The organism is Aeromonas sp. sif2416, from assembly GCF_019218665.1.
Classification (GTDB): domain Bacteria; phylum Pseudomonadota; class Gammaproteobacteria; order Enterobacterales; family Aeromonadaceae; genus Aeromonas; species Aeromonas encheleia.
The window spans coordinates 685,226-700,215 of record NZ_JAHUXC010000001.1; the positions used below are offsets into that span (position 1 = coordinate 685,226).

General features: G+C 60.7%; 13 protein-coding genes and 1 riboswitch. Of the genes, 6 read left to right on the plus strand and 7 right to left on the minus strand.

Annotated elements, in window-relative coordinates:
- Positions 1-29 precede the first annotated feature (29 nt).
- From KW821_RS03085 to KW821_RS03095, 3 genes are all read left to right on the plus strand, one after another.
- Positions 30-1,322, plus strand: a complete 1,293-nt coding sequence (locus KW821_RS03085; protein ID WP_218290384.1) for an NAD(P)/FAD-dependent oxidoreductase — start codon at positions 30-32, stop codon at positions 1,320-1,322.
- A 172-nt stretch (positions 1,323-1,494) separates the two neighbouring features.
- Positions 1,495-1,812 carry a heavy metal-binding domain-containing protein gene (locus tag KW821_RS03090; protein WP_042653452.1) on the plus strand — a complete coding sequence of 106 codons (318 nt, stop codon included), beginning with the start codon at positions 1,495-1,497 and terminating at the stop codon, positions 1,810-1,812.
- Between the two features lie 167 nt (positions 1,813-1,979).
- Positions 1,980-2,990, plus strand: coding sequence for a S66 peptidase family protein (locus KW821_RS03095; RefSeq protein WP_218290385.1), 1,011 nt, complete (start codon positions 1,980-1,982; stop codon positions 2,988-2,990).
- 64 nt (positions 2,991-3,054) lie between these two features.
- Here the strand turns inward: KW821_RS03095 and KW821_RS03100 are convergent, their stop codons facing one another.
- Complete coding sequence (locus tag KW821_RS03100; protein ID WP_218290386.1) at positions 3,055-5,331, minus strand: LTA synthase family protein; 2,277 nt, start codon at positions 5,329-5,331, stop codon at positions 3,055-3,057.
- A gap of 256 nt (positions 5,332-5,587) precedes the next feature.
- On the opposite strand from KW821_RS03100, the gene KW821_RS03105 reads away from it, so the two are divergent.
- Entirely contained in the window at positions 5,588-6,676 is a 1,089-nt protein-coding gene (locus KW821_RS03105) for a hypothetical protein (protein ID WP_218290387.1), read from the plus strand.
- 82 nt (positions 6,677-6,758) lie between these two features.
- Here the strand turns inward: KW821_RS03105 and lysC are convergent, their stop codons facing one another.
- Positions 6,759-8,111, minus strand: a complete 1,353-nt coding sequence (gene lysC, locus KW821_RS03110) for a lysine-sensitive aspartokinase 3 (RefSeq protein WP_218290388.1) — start codon at positions 8,109-8,111, stop codon at positions 6,759-6,761.
- Between the two features lie 86 nt (positions 8,112-8,197).
- A riboswitch (Lysine riboswitch) is annotated at positions 8,198-8,422 on the minus strand.
- Positions 8,423-8,530: 108 nt separating this feature from the next.
- The gene (gene argA, locus KW821_RS03115) at positions 8,531-9,859 is read right to left on the minus strand and encodes an amino-acid N-acetyltransferase (RefSeq protein WP_218290389.1); all 1,329 of its coding nucleotides are present in this window, start codon (positions 9,857-9,859) and stop codon (positions 8,531-8,533) included.
- Positions 9,860-10,106: 247 nt separating this feature from the next.
- Between argA and msrA the strand changes: the two genes are divergently transcribed.
- The gene (gene msrA / locus KW821_RS03120; protein ID WP_218290390.1) at positions 10,107-10,739 is read left to right on the plus strand and encodes a peptide-methionine (S)-S-oxide reductase MsrA; all 633 of its coding nucleotides are present in this window, start codon (positions 10,107-10,109) and stop codon (positions 10,737-10,739) included.
- 276 nt (positions 10,740-11,015) lie between these two features.
- On the opposite strand, the gene KW821_RS03125 is transcribed toward msrA, so the two are convergent.
- Genes KW821_RS03125 through KW821_RS03135 form a run of 3 tightly spaced genes read right to left on the minus strand, consistent with a single transcriptional unit; the run spans position 11,016 to position 12,282 of the window.
- On the minus strand, positions 11,016-11,351 hold the full coding sequence (locus tag KW821_RS03125) for a DUF3802 family protein (RefSeq protein WP_042653458.1): 336 nt from the start codon (positions 11,349-11,351) through the stop codon (positions 11,016-11,018).
- Positions 11,352-11,407: 56 nt separating this feature from the next.
- Positions 11,408-11,914 carry a GNAT family N-acetyltransferase gene (locus KW821_RS03130; protein WP_256353277.1) on the minus strand — a complete coding sequence of 169 codons (507 nt, stop codon included), beginning with the start codon at positions 11,912-11,914 and terminating at the stop codon, positions 11,408-11,410.
- 11 nt (positions 11,915-11,925) lie between these two features.
- Positions 11,926-12,282: an MmcQ/YjbR family DNA-binding protein gene (locus tag KW821_RS03135; RefSeq protein ID WP_218290392.1), complete on the minus strand. Its 357-nt coding sequence runs from the start codon at positions 12,280-12,282 to the stop codon at positions 11,926-11,928.
- Between the two features lie 108 nt (positions 12,283-12,390).
- Here KW821_RS03135 and KW821_RS03140 point away from each other — a divergent pair, with 108 nt between their 5' ends.
- Complete coding sequence (locus KW821_RS03140) at positions 12,391-13,179, plus strand: alpha/beta fold hydrolase (protein ID WP_218290393.1); 789 nt, start codon at positions 12,391-12,393, stop codon at positions 13,177-13,179.
- A 139-nt stretch (positions 13,180-13,318) separates the two neighbouring features.
- On the opposite strand, the gene KW821_RS03145 is transcribed toward KW821_RS03140, so the two are convergent.
- Positions 13,319-14,779, minus strand: a complete 1,461-nt coding sequence (locus KW821_RS03145) for a hypothetical protein (RefSeq protein WP_218290394.1) — start codon at positions 14,777-14,779, stop codon at positions 13,319-13,321.
- Between the last annotated feature and the right edge of the window lie 211 nt (positions 14,780-14,990).

Sequence of the window (14,990 nt, forward strand, 5' to 3'; positions counted from 1 at the left end):
TTCGTTTTGAGGAACCAAGGAAAATCATCATGATGAATATTGTCGTTGTAGGTGGCGGCGCCGGCGGTCTGGAGCTGGCGACCAGCCTGGGTCGCAAGCTGGGCAAGAAGAACAAGGCCAAGGTGACCCTGGTCGATCGCAACCGCACCCACCTGTGGAAGCCCCTGCTGCACGAAGTGGCCACCGGCTCCATGGATGCGGGCATCGATGCCCTGAGCTACCAGTCCCATGCCAAGAACCACGGCTTCGACTTCCAGCTGGGCAGCCTGACCGACATCAAGCGCGACGAGAAACGCATCGTGCTGGCGCCGATCCACGACGATAACGGCGAGCTGGTGGTGCATGAGCGGGAAGTGGCCTACGACGTGCTGGTGATGGCCATCGGCTCCGTCTCCAACGACTTCAACACCAAGGGCATCAAGGATCACTGCATCTTCCTGGACAGCCCGTCCCAGGCGCACCGCTTCTACAACAGCATGATGAACCGCTTCCTGCAGTTCGCCACCGAATATCAGCCGGGCGACAAGGTGAAGATCGCCATCGTCGGCGGCGGCGCTACCGGGGTCGAGCTCTCCGCCGAGCTCTACAACGCGGTGGAGCAGCTCTATGCCTACGGCTTCAAGAACCTCACCACCGACAGCCTCAAGGTGACCTTGGTGGAAGCGGGCCCCCGCATCCTGCCGGCCCTGCCGGAGCGCATCAGCGGCGCCGCTCACCAGGAGCTGGTCAAGCTCGGGGTGGACGTGCGTACCGCCACCATGATCACCGAAGCCACCGGCGAGGGGCTGCACACCAAGGATGGGGAGCTTATCGAAGCGGACCTGATGGTGTGGGCCGCCGGCATCAAGGCGCCGGACTTCATGAAGGAGATTGCGGGGCTCGAGACCAACCGCATCAACCAGCTGGTGGTGAAAGAGACACTGCAGACCACCCGTGACGAGAACATCTTCGTCATCGGCGACTGCGCCGCCTGCCCGCAGCCGGATGGCAAGTTCGTGCCGCCGCGCGCCCAGTCCGCCCACCAGATGGCGAGCCAGGCGTTCAAGAACATCCTGGCCAAGATGAACGGTGGCGAGCTGAAGCCCTACCTCTATCACGATCACGGCTCCCTGGTCTCCCTGAGCCGCTTCTCCACCGTGGGCAGCCTGATGGGCAACCTGATGCGTGGCTCCATGATGGTGGAAGGCTACCTCGCGCGCATGGTCTACATCTCCCTCTACCGGATGCACCAGGTCGCCCTGCACGGCTACATCAAGACCGGCCTCATCATGCTGGTGGGCCGCATCAACCGGGTGCTGCGCCCGAGCATGAAGCTGCACTAAGCGGGCGTCTGATCGCCAGGTGACAGAAGGAGAGGCCTGGCCTCTCCTTTTTTATGGCCGCGATCTGGAGCCCGAGAGGCCTTATCGAGCGACTGGCTATTAGCGGTGGGGGTATGTTGCCGGCCGCGGCTTTGGGGTAGTCTGGAACCCATTATCTCAGCTGGAGTTTATGATGATCCTCTCAACTACCCCCACCCTGGAAGGCAAGGCCATTCGCGAGTACCGCGGCATAGTGGTGGGCGAAGCCATCCTCGGCGCCAACATCTTCAAGGATCTGTTCGCCGGCATCCGCGACATCATCGGTGGCCGCTCCGGTGCCTACGAGAAAGAGCTGGCCCGGGCCCGCGAGATCGCCTTCGATGAGCTCAAAGAGCGCGCGCAGGCACTGGGTGCCAACGCCGTGGTCGGCATCGACATCGACTACGAGGTGGTGGGGCAAAATGGCAGCATGCTGATGGTCAGCATCAGCGGCACCGCCGTGGTGCTCTGACGCTACCCGCGCCTCGATGACAAGCCGATGAGCCGCTCATCGGCTTTGTTGTTTCTGACGGAAAGTCTCCATTTGGCGCTTTTTTTGGTCTCCTTGTATGTCGTAATATGGATCCTTTATCCCATGCCGACGCCCTGAGGGCGGCGCAGGACCAAGGAGCGGACCTTATGACACCCATCAAACCCACGCGACTCAAGCGTGGCGACACCATCGGCTTTTTCTCCCCCTCCAGCGCGGCCACCGCCTGGGCACCGAACCGCTTCGCCCGCGCCAAGGCTTATCTGGCGGCGCAGGGCTTCGCACTCAAGGCGGGCAACCTGACCGGGGAGCGGGATCACTGGCGCTCCGGCTCCATCGCGGCGCGGGCCGAAGAGCTCAACGCGCTCATCCGGGATCCAGAAGTGCGCTGCATCATGTCGGTCATCGGCGGCAGCAACTCCAACTCCCTGCTGCCCTATCTCGACTACGAGGCGCTTAGAAGAGATCCCAAGATCCTCATCGGCTACTCGGATGTGACCGCCTTGCTGCTCGGCATCCATGCCCAGACCGGCCTGGTGACCTTCTACGGTCCGGCGCTGGTGGCCTCCTTTGGCGAGTTGCCACCGCTGGTGGATGAGACTCTGGCCGCTTTCACCGAGATCTGCCTCGCCGGGGAGCGAACCTTGCCCCATTGCTTGCCAACCCCGACGCAATGGACCGAGGCGCGGCTGGATTGGGAGCAGCAGACCCGCGCCAAGCAGTGCCAGCCAAACCGGCTGATCTCGGTGGGCAGCGGCCGGGTGAGGGGCAGGCTGATCGGCGGCAACCTCAACACCCTGGCGGGGATCTGGGGCTCGCCCTATATGCCGCCGATCGAAACGGGGGACATTCTGCTGCTGGAAGACAGCCTCATGTCGGCGGAGACGGTGGAGCGCTCCTTCGCCCACCTCAAGCTGTGCGGGGTGTTCGAGCGCATCGGTGCCCTGGTGCTCGGCAAGCACGAACTGTTCGACGGCCAGGGCAGCGGCAAGCGGCCGCTCGACATACTGCTGGAGCAGGTGGGGGAGCCCAGGTTTCCGATCCTGGCGGAGTTCGACTGCGCCCACACCCACCCCATGCTGACGGTGCCGCTCGGCATCGAGGCCGAGCTGGATCTGGATGCCCAGCGCCTGAGCCTGTGCGAGCCCTGGTGGCGCTGACGGGGCTTGCCACAGACAAAAAGAGGCCGCACCAGCGGCCTCTTTCACTTTCTCAGGTCAGGGATCAGGGCAGGGCGTCGGCCCGGAAGCTGGCGCGGATCTGCGGCACCAGCGGCGAGGGATCGAAGCCCTTCTCCTCCCCCAGCACTGGGTGGAGCAGGGCCAGTTCCGGGATGGGGGTGAGGTCGCCTGCCAGCAACTGGCGGGTGGCCTGGCCCATCTGATAGAGCTGGCGCACCGGGTCAAACTGGCGCGCCAGCGACAGGGAGCCATCGTCGCGGGTGAAGGCCATCATGGGGATCTGGTAGGGGGCGTCGCGGGGCGGCTTGTCCCCGTGGATGCCCTTGCCCGCCGACATCAGGAACGGCTGGTGATCGCCAAAGGCCACCACCAGGTAGCGTTTGCCGGATTGATCCAGCGTCTTGAGCAGCCGCTCCAGGGAGGCCATGGCATCCACCACCCCGGTGTAGTAGGTGTTGAGCAACTGCCGATCGGCCGGGCTCTGATCCGGGCAGGCCTTGTCGATCTGCTGGGCCTGATAGCGATTGCCATCGAAGGGGCCGTGGCCCTGCATGGTGACCGCGTAGGCGAACAGCGGCTGGCTGTCCTGCTCGCTGCGCTTGAGCAGGTGATCGATCAGCGCATCGTCGGAGATGTAGAGCCCCTTGTGCTCCAGGCTGGTGAAGCGGGTGTCGAACCAGCGCTCCTCATAACCGAGCGCCGGTATGGCCTTGGCGCGGCCCCAGAATTTCTCCACATAGGGGTGGGCGAACAGCGTCTTGTAGCCGTTTTTCTTCGCGCTCTGCGCCAGCCCCGGCACCTGCGCCGAGAGGTAGTAGTAGGGCACCACCCCCTGCTTGAGCAGGCCCACCGGCAGGCCGGTGTTCATCTCGAACTCCGCCAGCACCGTCATGCCGCCCGTGGTGGGGGAGTGGATGGTCTTGCGCCACTGCGCCACCCCGGCGGGCAGGCTCAGGGTGGGGGCGGGGGCGCAGATCCTGCCTTGCCAGTCGAGCCAGAGCGACTCGTATTGCAGCACTATCACCAGATCGAAGCGCGGGGAGGGGCCCAGGGCCGACTGGACGGGATCCCGGTGACCGAGCTCGGGGGTACGCTCGTTGATCTGCAAGGGGTAGCGGAAGACGTTGCCGCTTTGCAGCATCTCGTCCACCAGGTTGAACAGGTAGAGGCCGGGGCCGGAGCGGATGATGTCCCTGTGATAGTTGACTGCCCTGTCCACGTAGCGGACGTTGGCCCCCAGCAGCTTGTTGCCGGTCTGGGTGGCGAACACGCAGAGCGCGAAGAAGGCGGCGGTGGCGGCGACGGTGCGCAGCACCCAGCGCGACAGGGCAAAGCGCCAGCAGAGCCACAGCAGCAGGACGCCGCCCAGCACCGGCAGCACAGGATGTTGATCGAGCAGTATGTGCAGCAGCGCCATCAGGTTGCCGAGATCGTCGCCCCCGAGCGGCACCCCGTAGATGGCGATCTTCATGAAGTTGGCGAGCAGGCCTATGCCGGACAGGGCGGTGAACACCAGCCCCATGTAGAGATTGAAGCCCGCCAGGGCGCAGAGGCTCCAGCCCAGCACCATGCTGCCCCAGGCCAGGTAATAGTGTTCGGGCCGAAATCCTGACCAGAGCAGAAACTCTCCGAGCTTGAACACCACGAAGCCGTGCAGCAGCACGAAGGTGAGGTTGCCGAGCAGCAGGCTGCCAAACACCCGCGAGGCCATGCTGTGGCGCAGCTGTGGCAGCAAGGCCCTGAGCACCAGGGCGCTGGCCAGCAGCACCAGCAGCAGGCTGGTCATCAGGTAGCTGAGATTGAAGCCGCGCTCGGGCAGGGTCTGCAGGATCTGGCTGTACTCGCCGCTCTCGGGTCGATCCTTGAGCAGCAGGCCGATGCGCAGCTGGTAGCGGCTGTCCAGGGCATCATCCGGCGCCCGCAAGGCGCTGTTGAGATCCAGGGTGCAGCGATCCTTGCGGCATTTCTGCCGCTTGTTCACCGACTGACTCAGCTGATCGATGCGCTCGCCCCTGTCGTTGAGCAGCTCGACCCGCACCTTGTCCCCCTCCTGCAACGGCTTGAGCAGTTGCCATTGGCTGCGCACCACCAGATAGAGGCCACGGCTGTCACTCTTGTAGAGCAGGCTGTGGCGGCTGAGGGTGGCGAGCGGCTGATCGGCGGGCCCCAGGATCAGCGGCTGGGTACGGCCGAGCCAGCTGCCGGGGTTGAGCACCGGCAGGATGAGCGTCAGCAGCAGCAGCGCGACCAGCAGGCCAAACAGCAGCCTGGCCAGACGAGATGGCGGGGGAGAGCTGCGGCCGAAAACGGGGGCATTCATAGTGGGCTCATCCTTGGAGCGGGTGGGGTCGCTGCGGTGCGACTGCATCTATTTTGACCCGATGGTGATGGGCTTGTTCCTTGATGTCAATTTAATGACCGGAAGATGAATATTGTGTGACTGCCGCAACTTGCAAATTGTGATCCCGATCCAGGGGGCGAATTCATTCTGTGATGAAAGCGTCATCATGGCGCTTTGCCGCTGGTCTGCCTCCAGCTTGCTGCTTAGTCTCTCAATAATGGCTGGAGGTACATGTATGAATCCCAAGGTTGCGGCACGTCAGGCAAGATTGCTCCAGATGCTGGAGAGCAAAGAGGAGATCCGGATCGGCCGTGAGCGGGACTGTCCCCTGCCGCTTGCGCAGTTGCTCAGGTTGACCGAGGCTCACCCGGCCGTACTCAAGATCTATCGCCATGGCCTCACCGCCGAGGTGTTCCATCTCAAGGTGGAGGGGCATCACTGGTGCCTGAAACGGCGTCGGCACGACTCCCTGGTGGCCAATGCCGACGGCAAGACCGCCTTTCTCACCGAGCTGGAGCGGCGCCGCGAGATCGAGGCCCTGCGCGAGCTGCACCCCACCATCCTCTCCAAGGTGGTCTGCACCAGCTTCGGCTCCGCCCGGGCCGGGGTGCTGGTCTCCCCCTGGTTGCGCGGTGCCCCGGTCAGCCAGCTGGATAAACGCAACCTGGCGCAGATGCTGGCGGTCCAGGCGGAGCTGGCCCGCTGGGGCTGGTTTGACTGGGATCCGAGCCCGGGCAATCTGCTCGACGATGGCCAGCAGATAGCGGTGTTCGACTTTGGCTACATGTGGCCCTTCGATCCGCGCCACGAGTTCAACTCCAACGGCCTGGCCGATCCCCAGTTTCATGTGCCAGAGCGGCTGGAGACCCGCACCCTGTCCGGTCTCTGGCTGGATGAGGCCGATCCCTTGCCGCTGTTTCGCCATTGGCGCGAGCTCTGCCTCGCCTGGGCAAGGGAAGAGTTGCAGCATCTGACCCGGGAGGGGGCCAGTGCCCCCGTGCTGGCGCGGTTGCAGGGCTTGCAGGCGGAGTGGCGCTCGGCGCTGGCGAGCGAGGAGGGGCTGGCCGCCAGCTGGTGGCGCGACATGTACCGCAGCCATCATCTCGACATCCAGGACGATCTCAGCGGCAAGAGCTGCGGCCCGCTCACCCTGCGCCGCCTCGACTGGCTGGAGCGGGCGGTGAGCGAACACTTCCCCCTGCTGGTCGACAACCTGGGGCCCGATGAGGCCGGGCTCGATCAGGCTGCGCTGCTGGGCAAGCTGGCCGGGCTGCGCGAGCAGATCCAGGCCAACCTGCTGCCGTCCTCTGACCCCTCGGCATGATGCCGATGCCATAGACCGCGCAGAAATAACGAGAGGGGCCTTGGCCCCTCTCGTTATTTCATGTCAGTTATCCGGACTTGGCTCAGTCGAGCAGCTCCTGGTGGAGGCGGTTGACGATGTGGCCCGCCTCGCTCTCCTTGACCAGGAAGCAGAGGTTGTGGGCGCTGGCGCCGTAGCAGATCATGCGGATGTTGTGGTCACGGATGGCGTCGAACACCTGGCTGCCGACCCCGGCCGCCTCGCTCATGCGGTTACCGATCAGCGCCACCAGGGCGAAGTCGGTCTCCACCTTCACCTTGCACAGCTGCCCCAGCTCGGCCAGCACCTTGTCGCTCAAGATGGGTTCGCCGTTGCTCTGACTGCCGGTGTGATCCAGGGTCAGGGAGACGCTCACCTCCGAGGTGGTGATGAGGTCCACCGAGACGCGGTGCCTTGCCAGTATGCCGAATACCTCGGCCAGGAAGCCGTAGGCGTGGAACATGTTGAGGCTGTGCAGGGTGACCAGCACCTGCTGACGGCGCAGGGCCACGGCCCGGAACAGCGGGTTGGTCTGGGTGCTGGCGCGGATCCAGGTGCCGCCGGCGGCCGGATCCTTGGCGGAGCCGACAAACACCGGGATGTCCTGGCGCAGGGCGGGTTGCAGGGTGGCGGGGTGCAGCACCTTGGCGCCGAAGGTGGCCATCTCGGCCGCCTCCACGAAGCTGATTTCGGGGATGGGGCGGGCCCGGGTCACCAGCCGGGGATCCGTGGTGTAGATGCCGGGCACGTCGGTCCAGATCTCGATGCTGCCGGCATCCAGCGCCTCGGCCAGCAGCGCCGCGCTGTAGTCGGAGCCGCCGCGACCCAGGGTGGTGGTGCGGCCATCGGCATCGGAGCCGATGAAGCCCTGGGTGATGACGAGGTGCTCGCCGAGCAAGGGGCCCAGGTTGGCCTGGCAGAGTGCGCGGGTGGCGGCGAGATCCACGCTCGCCTTGCCGAAGCGGCTGTCGGTGCGCATCAGCTGGCGCACATCCTGCCAGCGGGCCTTGACGCCACGCTGGCACAATAGCTCGGTGAAGAGACGGGTGGACATCAGCTCGCCGCAGGCGATGAGCCTGTCCGCCAGCTCCGCATCTGTGTGCTGGCTGGCCTGGCGGGCCATGGTGCGGATCTCGCCGAGCTGGGCGTGGATCAGGGCGCTCACCTCGACCGGCTCCCCCAGTGCGCTCAGGATGGCGTGCTGGATCCCGGCCAGCTTGGCCAGCTGGGCATCCTGTCCCGCCTCGTCGAGTTCGCCCTGGGCCAGGCTCACCAGCAGGTTGGTGACACCGGCGCTGGCGCTCAGTACCACCACCCGCGTCGCCGGATTGGCCAGCACCACGTCGGCGCAATGGTTCATGGCCGCGGCATCGGCGACACTGGTTCCGCCAAACTTGGCGACGTTGATCGGGCTCATCATGTACTCCTGTCTTAATGTGAAAATCCGGTTTCATCAGGCAAAAGAGAGGAGGAGGCGAAAAATGGCAGGAATAGCGAAGGATCCCGGCCAGAAGCACTCCATCCGCGGTGCCCATCCCACACCAAACCCGCTGTGAATGCGGTGTGGGATGCACACGACCGATGACAACCCGGGGGATTCAGCCCCCGCAGCCGACGTGGCGATGTCCAGTCACTCGCCTCGTCTCGGCGCTACTCCCCCTGACCCAAGTTCGCAGGACGCTGGCGTCCTCCCTTGGGCTGCCTGGGCAGCGCTCCTCTTCTGGCTCCACCGCAGGCGGTGGAGTGCATTAAGAAATACCCTGCACTGGATTGCACTGTCAATCGAGTTTGTAAAAAACTTAAGAATTGGTAATAACCCGACACAAGATCAATCAGTTACGAGATGGTCTTGGACAAAACCTTGGAGCGGCGCTGCCAGTTGTAGAGGCGCTGGCGCTCCACCGGCAGATCCTCCACCTCCAGCGGCTCGAAGCCCCGCTCCCTGAACCAGTGGATGGAGCGGGTGGTGAGCACGAACAGGCGCGCGATGCCGAGCCGCTTGGCCCGCTCGGCCACCTTGGCGACCAGCTGATCGCCGCGGTTGGAGTTGCGGTACTCGGGGTGGATGGCGACGCAGGCCATCTCGGCCATCGCCTCCTCCATGAAGCAGTAGAGGGCGGCGCAGCCGATGATGAGGCCGTCGCGCTCTATGATGGTGAACTTGTCGATCTCCATCTCCAGCTGCTCGCGGGAGCGGCGCACCAGGATGCCTTCTTCCTCCAGCGGCCGGATCAGATCCAGGATGCCGCCGATGTCCTCGATGGTGGCGGCCCGCGCCCGCTCGGCGCTTTCGCGCACTATCTGGGTGCCGAGGCCGTCGCGGCTGAACAGCTCCTGCAGCATGGCGCCATCGTCCTGATAGCTCACCAGGTGGGAGCGGGGCACGCCGCCGCGGCAGGAAGCGATGGCGGCGCGCAGATAGCGGGCGGTGCCGGACATCTCCTCACCCGCCTGCTCCAGCTCCACCAACAGCTCTTCCGCCTGCTCGGGGAAGAGCTCGGAGATGGCCTCGCCCTGTCTGTCCATCACCCCCTGGGTGCTGCTGAAACAGATCAGCTTGTCGGCCTTGAGATCCACCGCCACCCGCCGGGCCACCTCTTCCGAGCTCAGGTTGAAGCTCTCGCCGGTGACCGAGCAGCCGATGGGGGAGATGAGCACCAGCCCCTGCTGATCCAGCTGGCGGCAGATCCCCTCCACGTCGATGCGGCGCACCCGGCCGCTGTGGCAGAAGTCGATGCCATCGTCCACCCCGAGCGGCTGGGCGGTGACGAAGTTGCCGCTCACCACGCTGATGCGGGCGCCCTGCATGGGGGTGTTGGCCAGCCCCATGGAGAGCTGGGCTGTGATGTCGTACTGCAAGCCGCCGCACACCTGCTTGATGATGTCGAAACTCTCATCGTCGGTGACCCGGATCCGTCTGTGGTATTGCGCCTCGATGCCGGCTTTGGCCAGCGCCTCGTCATTCTGCGGGCGCGAGCCAAACACCAATACCAGACGAATGCCGAGGGTCTGCAGCAGGGCGATGTCGCTGACGATGTTGGCAAAATTGGGGTGGCAGATGGCTTCGCCCCCCATCATCAGCACGAAGGTGGCACCCCGGTGCACATTGACATAGGGGGTGGATTGCCGAAAGGCATAGACCAGGCTGGGTTCGCGTTCACGCACTTGAGGCTTCTTCCATAAAAAAACAGCAATTCGCTCAATATATGAAAATAAATTCACAAATCAAGACTAAATATTGAATTGTCGGTTTTCTTTTGCCATTTTCTGCCGGCGAAGGGCCGACCCGGGGGCCGCGGTGCGCCCCGCTGGCGGCCGCAGCCCGGTTGATCCCGCCCCATAAACTGTTATCTTCGAGGTGACTCTTCGTCAGCCCTGTGGTCGCACGGGTTTTTATACAAGGACAGGTGGTATGGAGCAGATTATTTCACCGGCAGAGGCGCTGCCGGGACGACGCGAGGCACTGGTGATAGGCCAGCAGCATGCAGTGAATGGCCACCCGACCCAGGGTCCCTGGCCCGAGGGGATGGCGCTTGCCTGGTTTGGCATGGGCTGCTTCTGGGGTGTGGAGCGCCTGTTCTGGCAACAGCCCGGCGTCTATTCCACCGCCGCCGGTTATCAGGGCGGCCTGACCTCCAACCCCACCTACAAGGAGGTGTGCAGCGGCCTGACCGGTCATGCGGAGACGGTGCAGGTGGTGTTCGACCCCAAGGTCATCAGCTACGGCGACCTGCTCAAGCTGTTCTGGGAGCAGCATGATCCGGCCCAGGGCATGCGCCAGGGCGGCGATGTCGGCACCCAGTATCGCTCGGTGATCTTCTATGACGACGAGAGCCAGGAGGCCATCGCCCAGCAGAGCCTGGCCGCCTTCCAGCAGGCCATGGCGGCGAGCGGCGATGTCCGCGCCATCACCACCCGTATCCTGCCGCTGGCGCCCTTCTATTACGCCGAGGATTACCACCAGCAGTATCTGAAGAAGAACCCGGAAGGCTACTGCGGGCTGGGCGGGATCGGGGTCTGTCTGCCGCCGAGCCTGAATCGCTGAAGGCGGTAGAAAAGAGCGTTGAATGACGCTCTCTTCATCAGATTGAAAAGAATCTTTAAAAAATGTGTCATGGCCGGGAACTTAATTGGACTTCGACTAGACTAACAAGCTAGCTACCATGGATGGCAGCCAAGACCAGACACATTTCTTGCCTCGATATTCATTCAACTTAGAAAAGCGCGATGAATTGGAAATGATAGCAAGCAGGGCTGCCCGATGAGGCGGCCCTTTTCATTGGGGCGTTGAGGGGCGTGGGGAGGCTGGCGCCGGGGCGGCTCAGCCGATGACGCTGTCGAACAGGTTCTTGATGAGATCGATGAATTCGTCGAGGAAGGCTTGCTGGGCCGGGGTCGGCGCCCGCAGCCAGACGGCACTGAGCACCTCTTCCAGATCGGCGACCACGGCATCGGCCTCCTGCATGATCATGAAGCGCACCTTGGGATCGAGCTGGGGATTCTGCTCGCAGATGCGCATCAGGTTGTCGGCGATCCGGCCGCTCACCAGATCCTCGATGCTCTGGGCGCCCGTGCCCTGCTGCTGGCCCTCGAACAGCCCCAGACTCTCGACCAGATACTCTACAAGCGCGTTATAGCCTTCGCTCTCTACCACCATGATGGTTGCCTTCATTCATTGATATGCGGAATTGGGCCGTATTTTAGTGGCTGGACCTAGCTTGGCAAGCGGCAGTAGAGACGATGACGGACAAAACTGACTCCGCCGCGCTCCACGGTTTCCAATCCGGCCTGCTCGAAGCCATGACGCAGGAAGAGGCCGTGGCTGAAGGCGCTGGCCTCCGTGGTCAGCAGCCGCAGACCGAGTCGCCGCGCCCCCAGCAGGGCGGTCTCCAGCAACAGGCTGCCGAGCCCCTGGCGTTGATGGGCGGCGCCGACATAGAGCAGGCTGAGGTGACCGTCATCGCTCAGGGTGACAAAGCCGAGCAGGATGCCCTCCGGCTCGGCCGCCCGCTCTATGACCCAGCCGTGGTGCTCGCGCAGCTGGCTGGCGAGGCCGGGGTGATGGGCGCCGAGGGCCCATTGCTCGACCTGGGCCTGGCTGTAATGTTCTGGACCTGTCTCGCGAACCGTCTGCTCGAACAGCGCGATCAGTTGGGGGATGTGCTGCTCCCGCAGCGCTACTATCTGCAGGGGGACCGATTGCTCTGCTGGGTGACTCATTTCATGCGGGCTCATCGGGCCGGCGCCTGCGGTCGCTTGGCCTTGGGCAGGCCGGCCACCACCCGCTCATAGGAGTGCAGAACCCAGCCCTGCCAGAGCTCGGTGGCCAGCGCCTCGCTCAGGGTCACCGTGTTCCAGTGCTGCTTGTTCATGTGCCAGCCGGGTTTGACCTCGGGGTGGATCTCTCGCAGCAGCAGGGCGAGCTCCGGTTCGCATTTTAGGTTGATGGTCAGCGGATCGGCCTGCCAGTTCACCAGCGCGAACATCTTGCCGGCGATGCGATAGACCAGGAACTCAGGGCCGAACGGCGTATCTTCGGTGGCGCCGGGCAGGCTGAGCAGAAATTCACGCAAAAGAGTGAGCGTCATACAGGACTCCGTGCTGGTCCGATGATGAGTGACAGCATATTCAGCGGGGCGCCGCTTCTGTTAATATGCCCGCCGAGTATATCCCCCAACCCCCCGGGAGCCCATAAGATGTTGTACCACAAGACCTTTGAGCTTGGCCCCGAGCGGGATTGGGTGGTGTTCGTGCACGGCGCCGGTGGCAGCTCCTCCATCTGGTTCAAGCAGCTGCGCGCCTATCGCGAGCACTTCAACGTGCTGCTGCTGGACCTGCGCGGCCACGGCCAGTCCAACCAGCTGCAACAGGTGGTCAAGGGTCACTACAGCTTCAGGGCCGTGACCGAAGACATAGTGCGGCTGCTGGATCATCTGCGCATTCCCTGTGCCCATTTCGTCGGCATTTCCCTCGGCACCATCCTCATTCGCAGCCTGGCGGAGCTCTGCCCCGAGCGGGTCAAGAGCATGGTGCTCGGCGGCGCCATACTGCGGCTCGATATCCGCTCCCAGACGCTGGTGCAGCTCGGCCGGGTCGGCCAGCACATCCTGCCCTACATGTGGCTCTACCGGCTGTTTGCCTTCATCATCATGCCGCGCCAGCACCATCAGGAGTCCCGCAATCTGTTCGTGCGCGAGGCCCGCAAGCTGTGCCAAAAGGAGTTCAAACGCTGGTTCCGCCTCGCCACCGAGGTCAACCCGCTGATGCGCTACTTCCGCGAACGCGCCCTGCCGATCCCGACCCTCTACCTGATGGGGGAGGAGGATCATATGTTTATCGCCCCGGTGCGCGAACAGGTGGCGCGGGATGCCTACAGCCAGCTTGCGATCATCGAAAACTGCGGCCATGTCTGCAACGTGGAGCAGCCGGAGCACTTTAATCGGCAGTCGCTGGCGTTTATATCCAGCCAAACGATCGGGGCGTAAACCATTTAATGGGGACGGTTGGGCGTAGATTGGGTTGAGCTAAGCCCAATAAGGAATGTCTTGTTGCTACAAGGTTTGAACGGTCTATTAATTAGCGAGTGTCAGAATACGCTTCGCTATTCTAACCTACGGCAAAGTTTTATTTCCTTTTTGCCATCGAGATCACACCCATCATAGAATGAGAAAACTGTCTACTTTCAGCTTTTTCCTCAAGCTTGTCTGAAACATATTTTCCTGTAGCCGTAGCTGCCCCAAGGGGAAGTAATGCTCCTAAGAAAGGAGCTAAAACTGGAAACATTGTTACACCTAATGTGCCAACTGCAATTAAAGCTGTGTATTTATGTTTTGCTTGATATTTTTCATTAAATAATGAAACCTGCTTCTCATGTTTTGATATTGCCCTTTCAATATGAGAGCATACTTCTGCAGCAACGTACCCTAAGTCTTCGAGCTTAGTATTAGGTAGGCTGTTAACTAAGTCTCTTAACTCTCTTCTAAACTCAACATTTTCATCTGTCTTTCTCAATGCTACAAGTTGCGAGTCTTCAATATTCGACAAATAATCAAGCCTTTTAGACGTAAGAGACTGCAAAATTGCTGATGTCGATGGATCAAATGACGCAATTGTACTAGCGGATGTATTCTTCATACTTGCAATGAGTTGGTAATAATGTGCCTGAGCACTAATACAAAGAAATGGATGACTCCTAAGCTCATCGGCATTTTCTAGTAAATGATAGTGTGGCATTATTCGCTCAAAAATCGCATTAGTCACAACACTAGCATCACCTTTAGAAAACGACTCTCTACACCAATCTTTTGACCTCCATTGTCTCATTTCAGCTTTGTAATTATCCAACGCTACTTTTATCGGTTCCCCTGGTTCAGAGCCCGGCGAGACAAAAAGCCTTGCCTCTTCAATTTTTTTAAAGTATAGACTGGGGTTCTTTTTAGAAAACTCTATAATATCTTGAGGGTGTTCTATACCTGAATCTACATAATGTGAAAAAACATCGGTGATAAGTTGAGCACTATTTATTTGCGTTTGCTTATCACGTTCTTCAAGTGATTTTTCAAAGCTCGGGAATACAAAAAATGGTGGCAGATCAAATTCATTCCCTTTCAGGTCAGACAAGTGTAATGTGAAAAATACCATTTGAAGAAGAATAACATGATTGAATTTCTCCTCATCACGTGCTTTTTCTAACCATGGCATTACAGGATCTGGAATTAAGACTGTGTCAGAATATAGAAGTGACTTACGCGTAGCATTTAACTGTGTTTGTAAGAAACGACTGCTCCCTCCTAAATTCAATTTGCATGCATCGAGTTTCTTTGCAGCACTAAAAGCTTTACCACCCTCCTCTGAATATAGTTTTTTAAGTTTTTCTTCGAGAATTGAAAATGCCGCAATAGATTTCTCAGCTTTTATAGGGTCGTCTGTTAAAATAATTGCCATCCTTTGGACGTACTCTGAGAAGCTCTCCAGTGGAGAAAACTTACGTGGTAAACAGCCAGTCACACCGAGAAAGAATTCTGTTAATATCTCAAAGTATCTATCTTGATAAGTAATTAAATTATGCAGTTCTTGCTGACTCATTCATAGACTCCTTTTGAAGTATAACATTTTCATATAAAATAATTTCATATGGTAACGTGCTTTCGTTCCATATTTATCCAGTGGAAGTTATGAAATATTTAAAATGTAAATTGTGAAGTAGATTTCATTAATATGGAATATTGATTCCATCGCTCAGAAAACAAGATAGCTACCGCATGGGGTTACAGCTCCCTGTGTGCTGCTTTTAACC

Bases quoted from the DNA above. Each gene is read 5' to 3' on its own strand.
- KW821_RS03085 (WP_218290384.1), top strand. From the start codon at position 30: ATGATGAATATTGTCGTTGTAGGTGGCGGCGCCGGCGGTCTGGAGCTG.
- KW821_RS03090 (WP_042653452.1), top strand. From the start codon at position 1,495: ATGATCCTCTCAACTACCCCCACCCTGGAAGGCAAGGCCATTCGCGAG.
- KW821_RS03095 (WP_218290385.1), top strand. From the start codon at position 1,980: ATGACACCCATCAAACCCACGCGACTCAAGCGTGGCGACACCATCGGC.
- KW821_RS03100 (WP_218290386.1), bottom strand. From the start codon at position 5,331: ATGAATGCCCCCGTTTTCGGCCGCAGCTCTCCCCCGCCATCTCGTCTG.
- KW821_RS03105 (WP_218290387.1), top strand. From the start codon at position 5,588: ATGAATCCCAAGGTTGCGGCACGTCAGGCAAGATTGCTCCAGATGCTG.
- lysC (WP_218290388.1), bottom strand. From the start codon at position 8,111: ATGAGCCCGATCAACGTCGCCAAGTTTGGCGGAACCAGTGTCGCCGAT.
- msrA (WP_218290390.1), top strand. From the start codon at position 10,107: ATGGAGCAGATTATTTCACCGGCAGAGGCGCTGCCGGGACGACGCGAG.
- KW821_RS03125 (WP_042653458.1), bottom strand. From the start codon at position 11,351: ATGGTGGTAGAGAGCGAAGGCTATAACGCGCTTGTAGAGTATCTGGTC.
- KW821_RS03130 (WP_256353277.1), bottom strand. From the start codon at position 11,914: ATGAGTCACCCAGCAGAGCAATCGGTCCCCCTGCAGATAGTAGCGCTG.
- KW821_RS03135 (WP_218290392.1), bottom strand. From the start codon at position 12,282: ATGACGCTCACTCTTTTGCGTGAATTTCTGCTCAGCCTGCCCGGCGCC.
- KW821_RS03140 (WP_218290393.1), top strand. From the start codon at position 12,391: ATGTTGTACCACAAGACCTTTGAGCTTGGCCCCGAGCGGGATTGGGTG.
- KW821_RS03145 (WP_218290394.1), bottom strand. From the start codon at position 14,779: ATGAGTCAGCAAGAACTGCATAATTTAATTACTTATCAAGATAGATAC.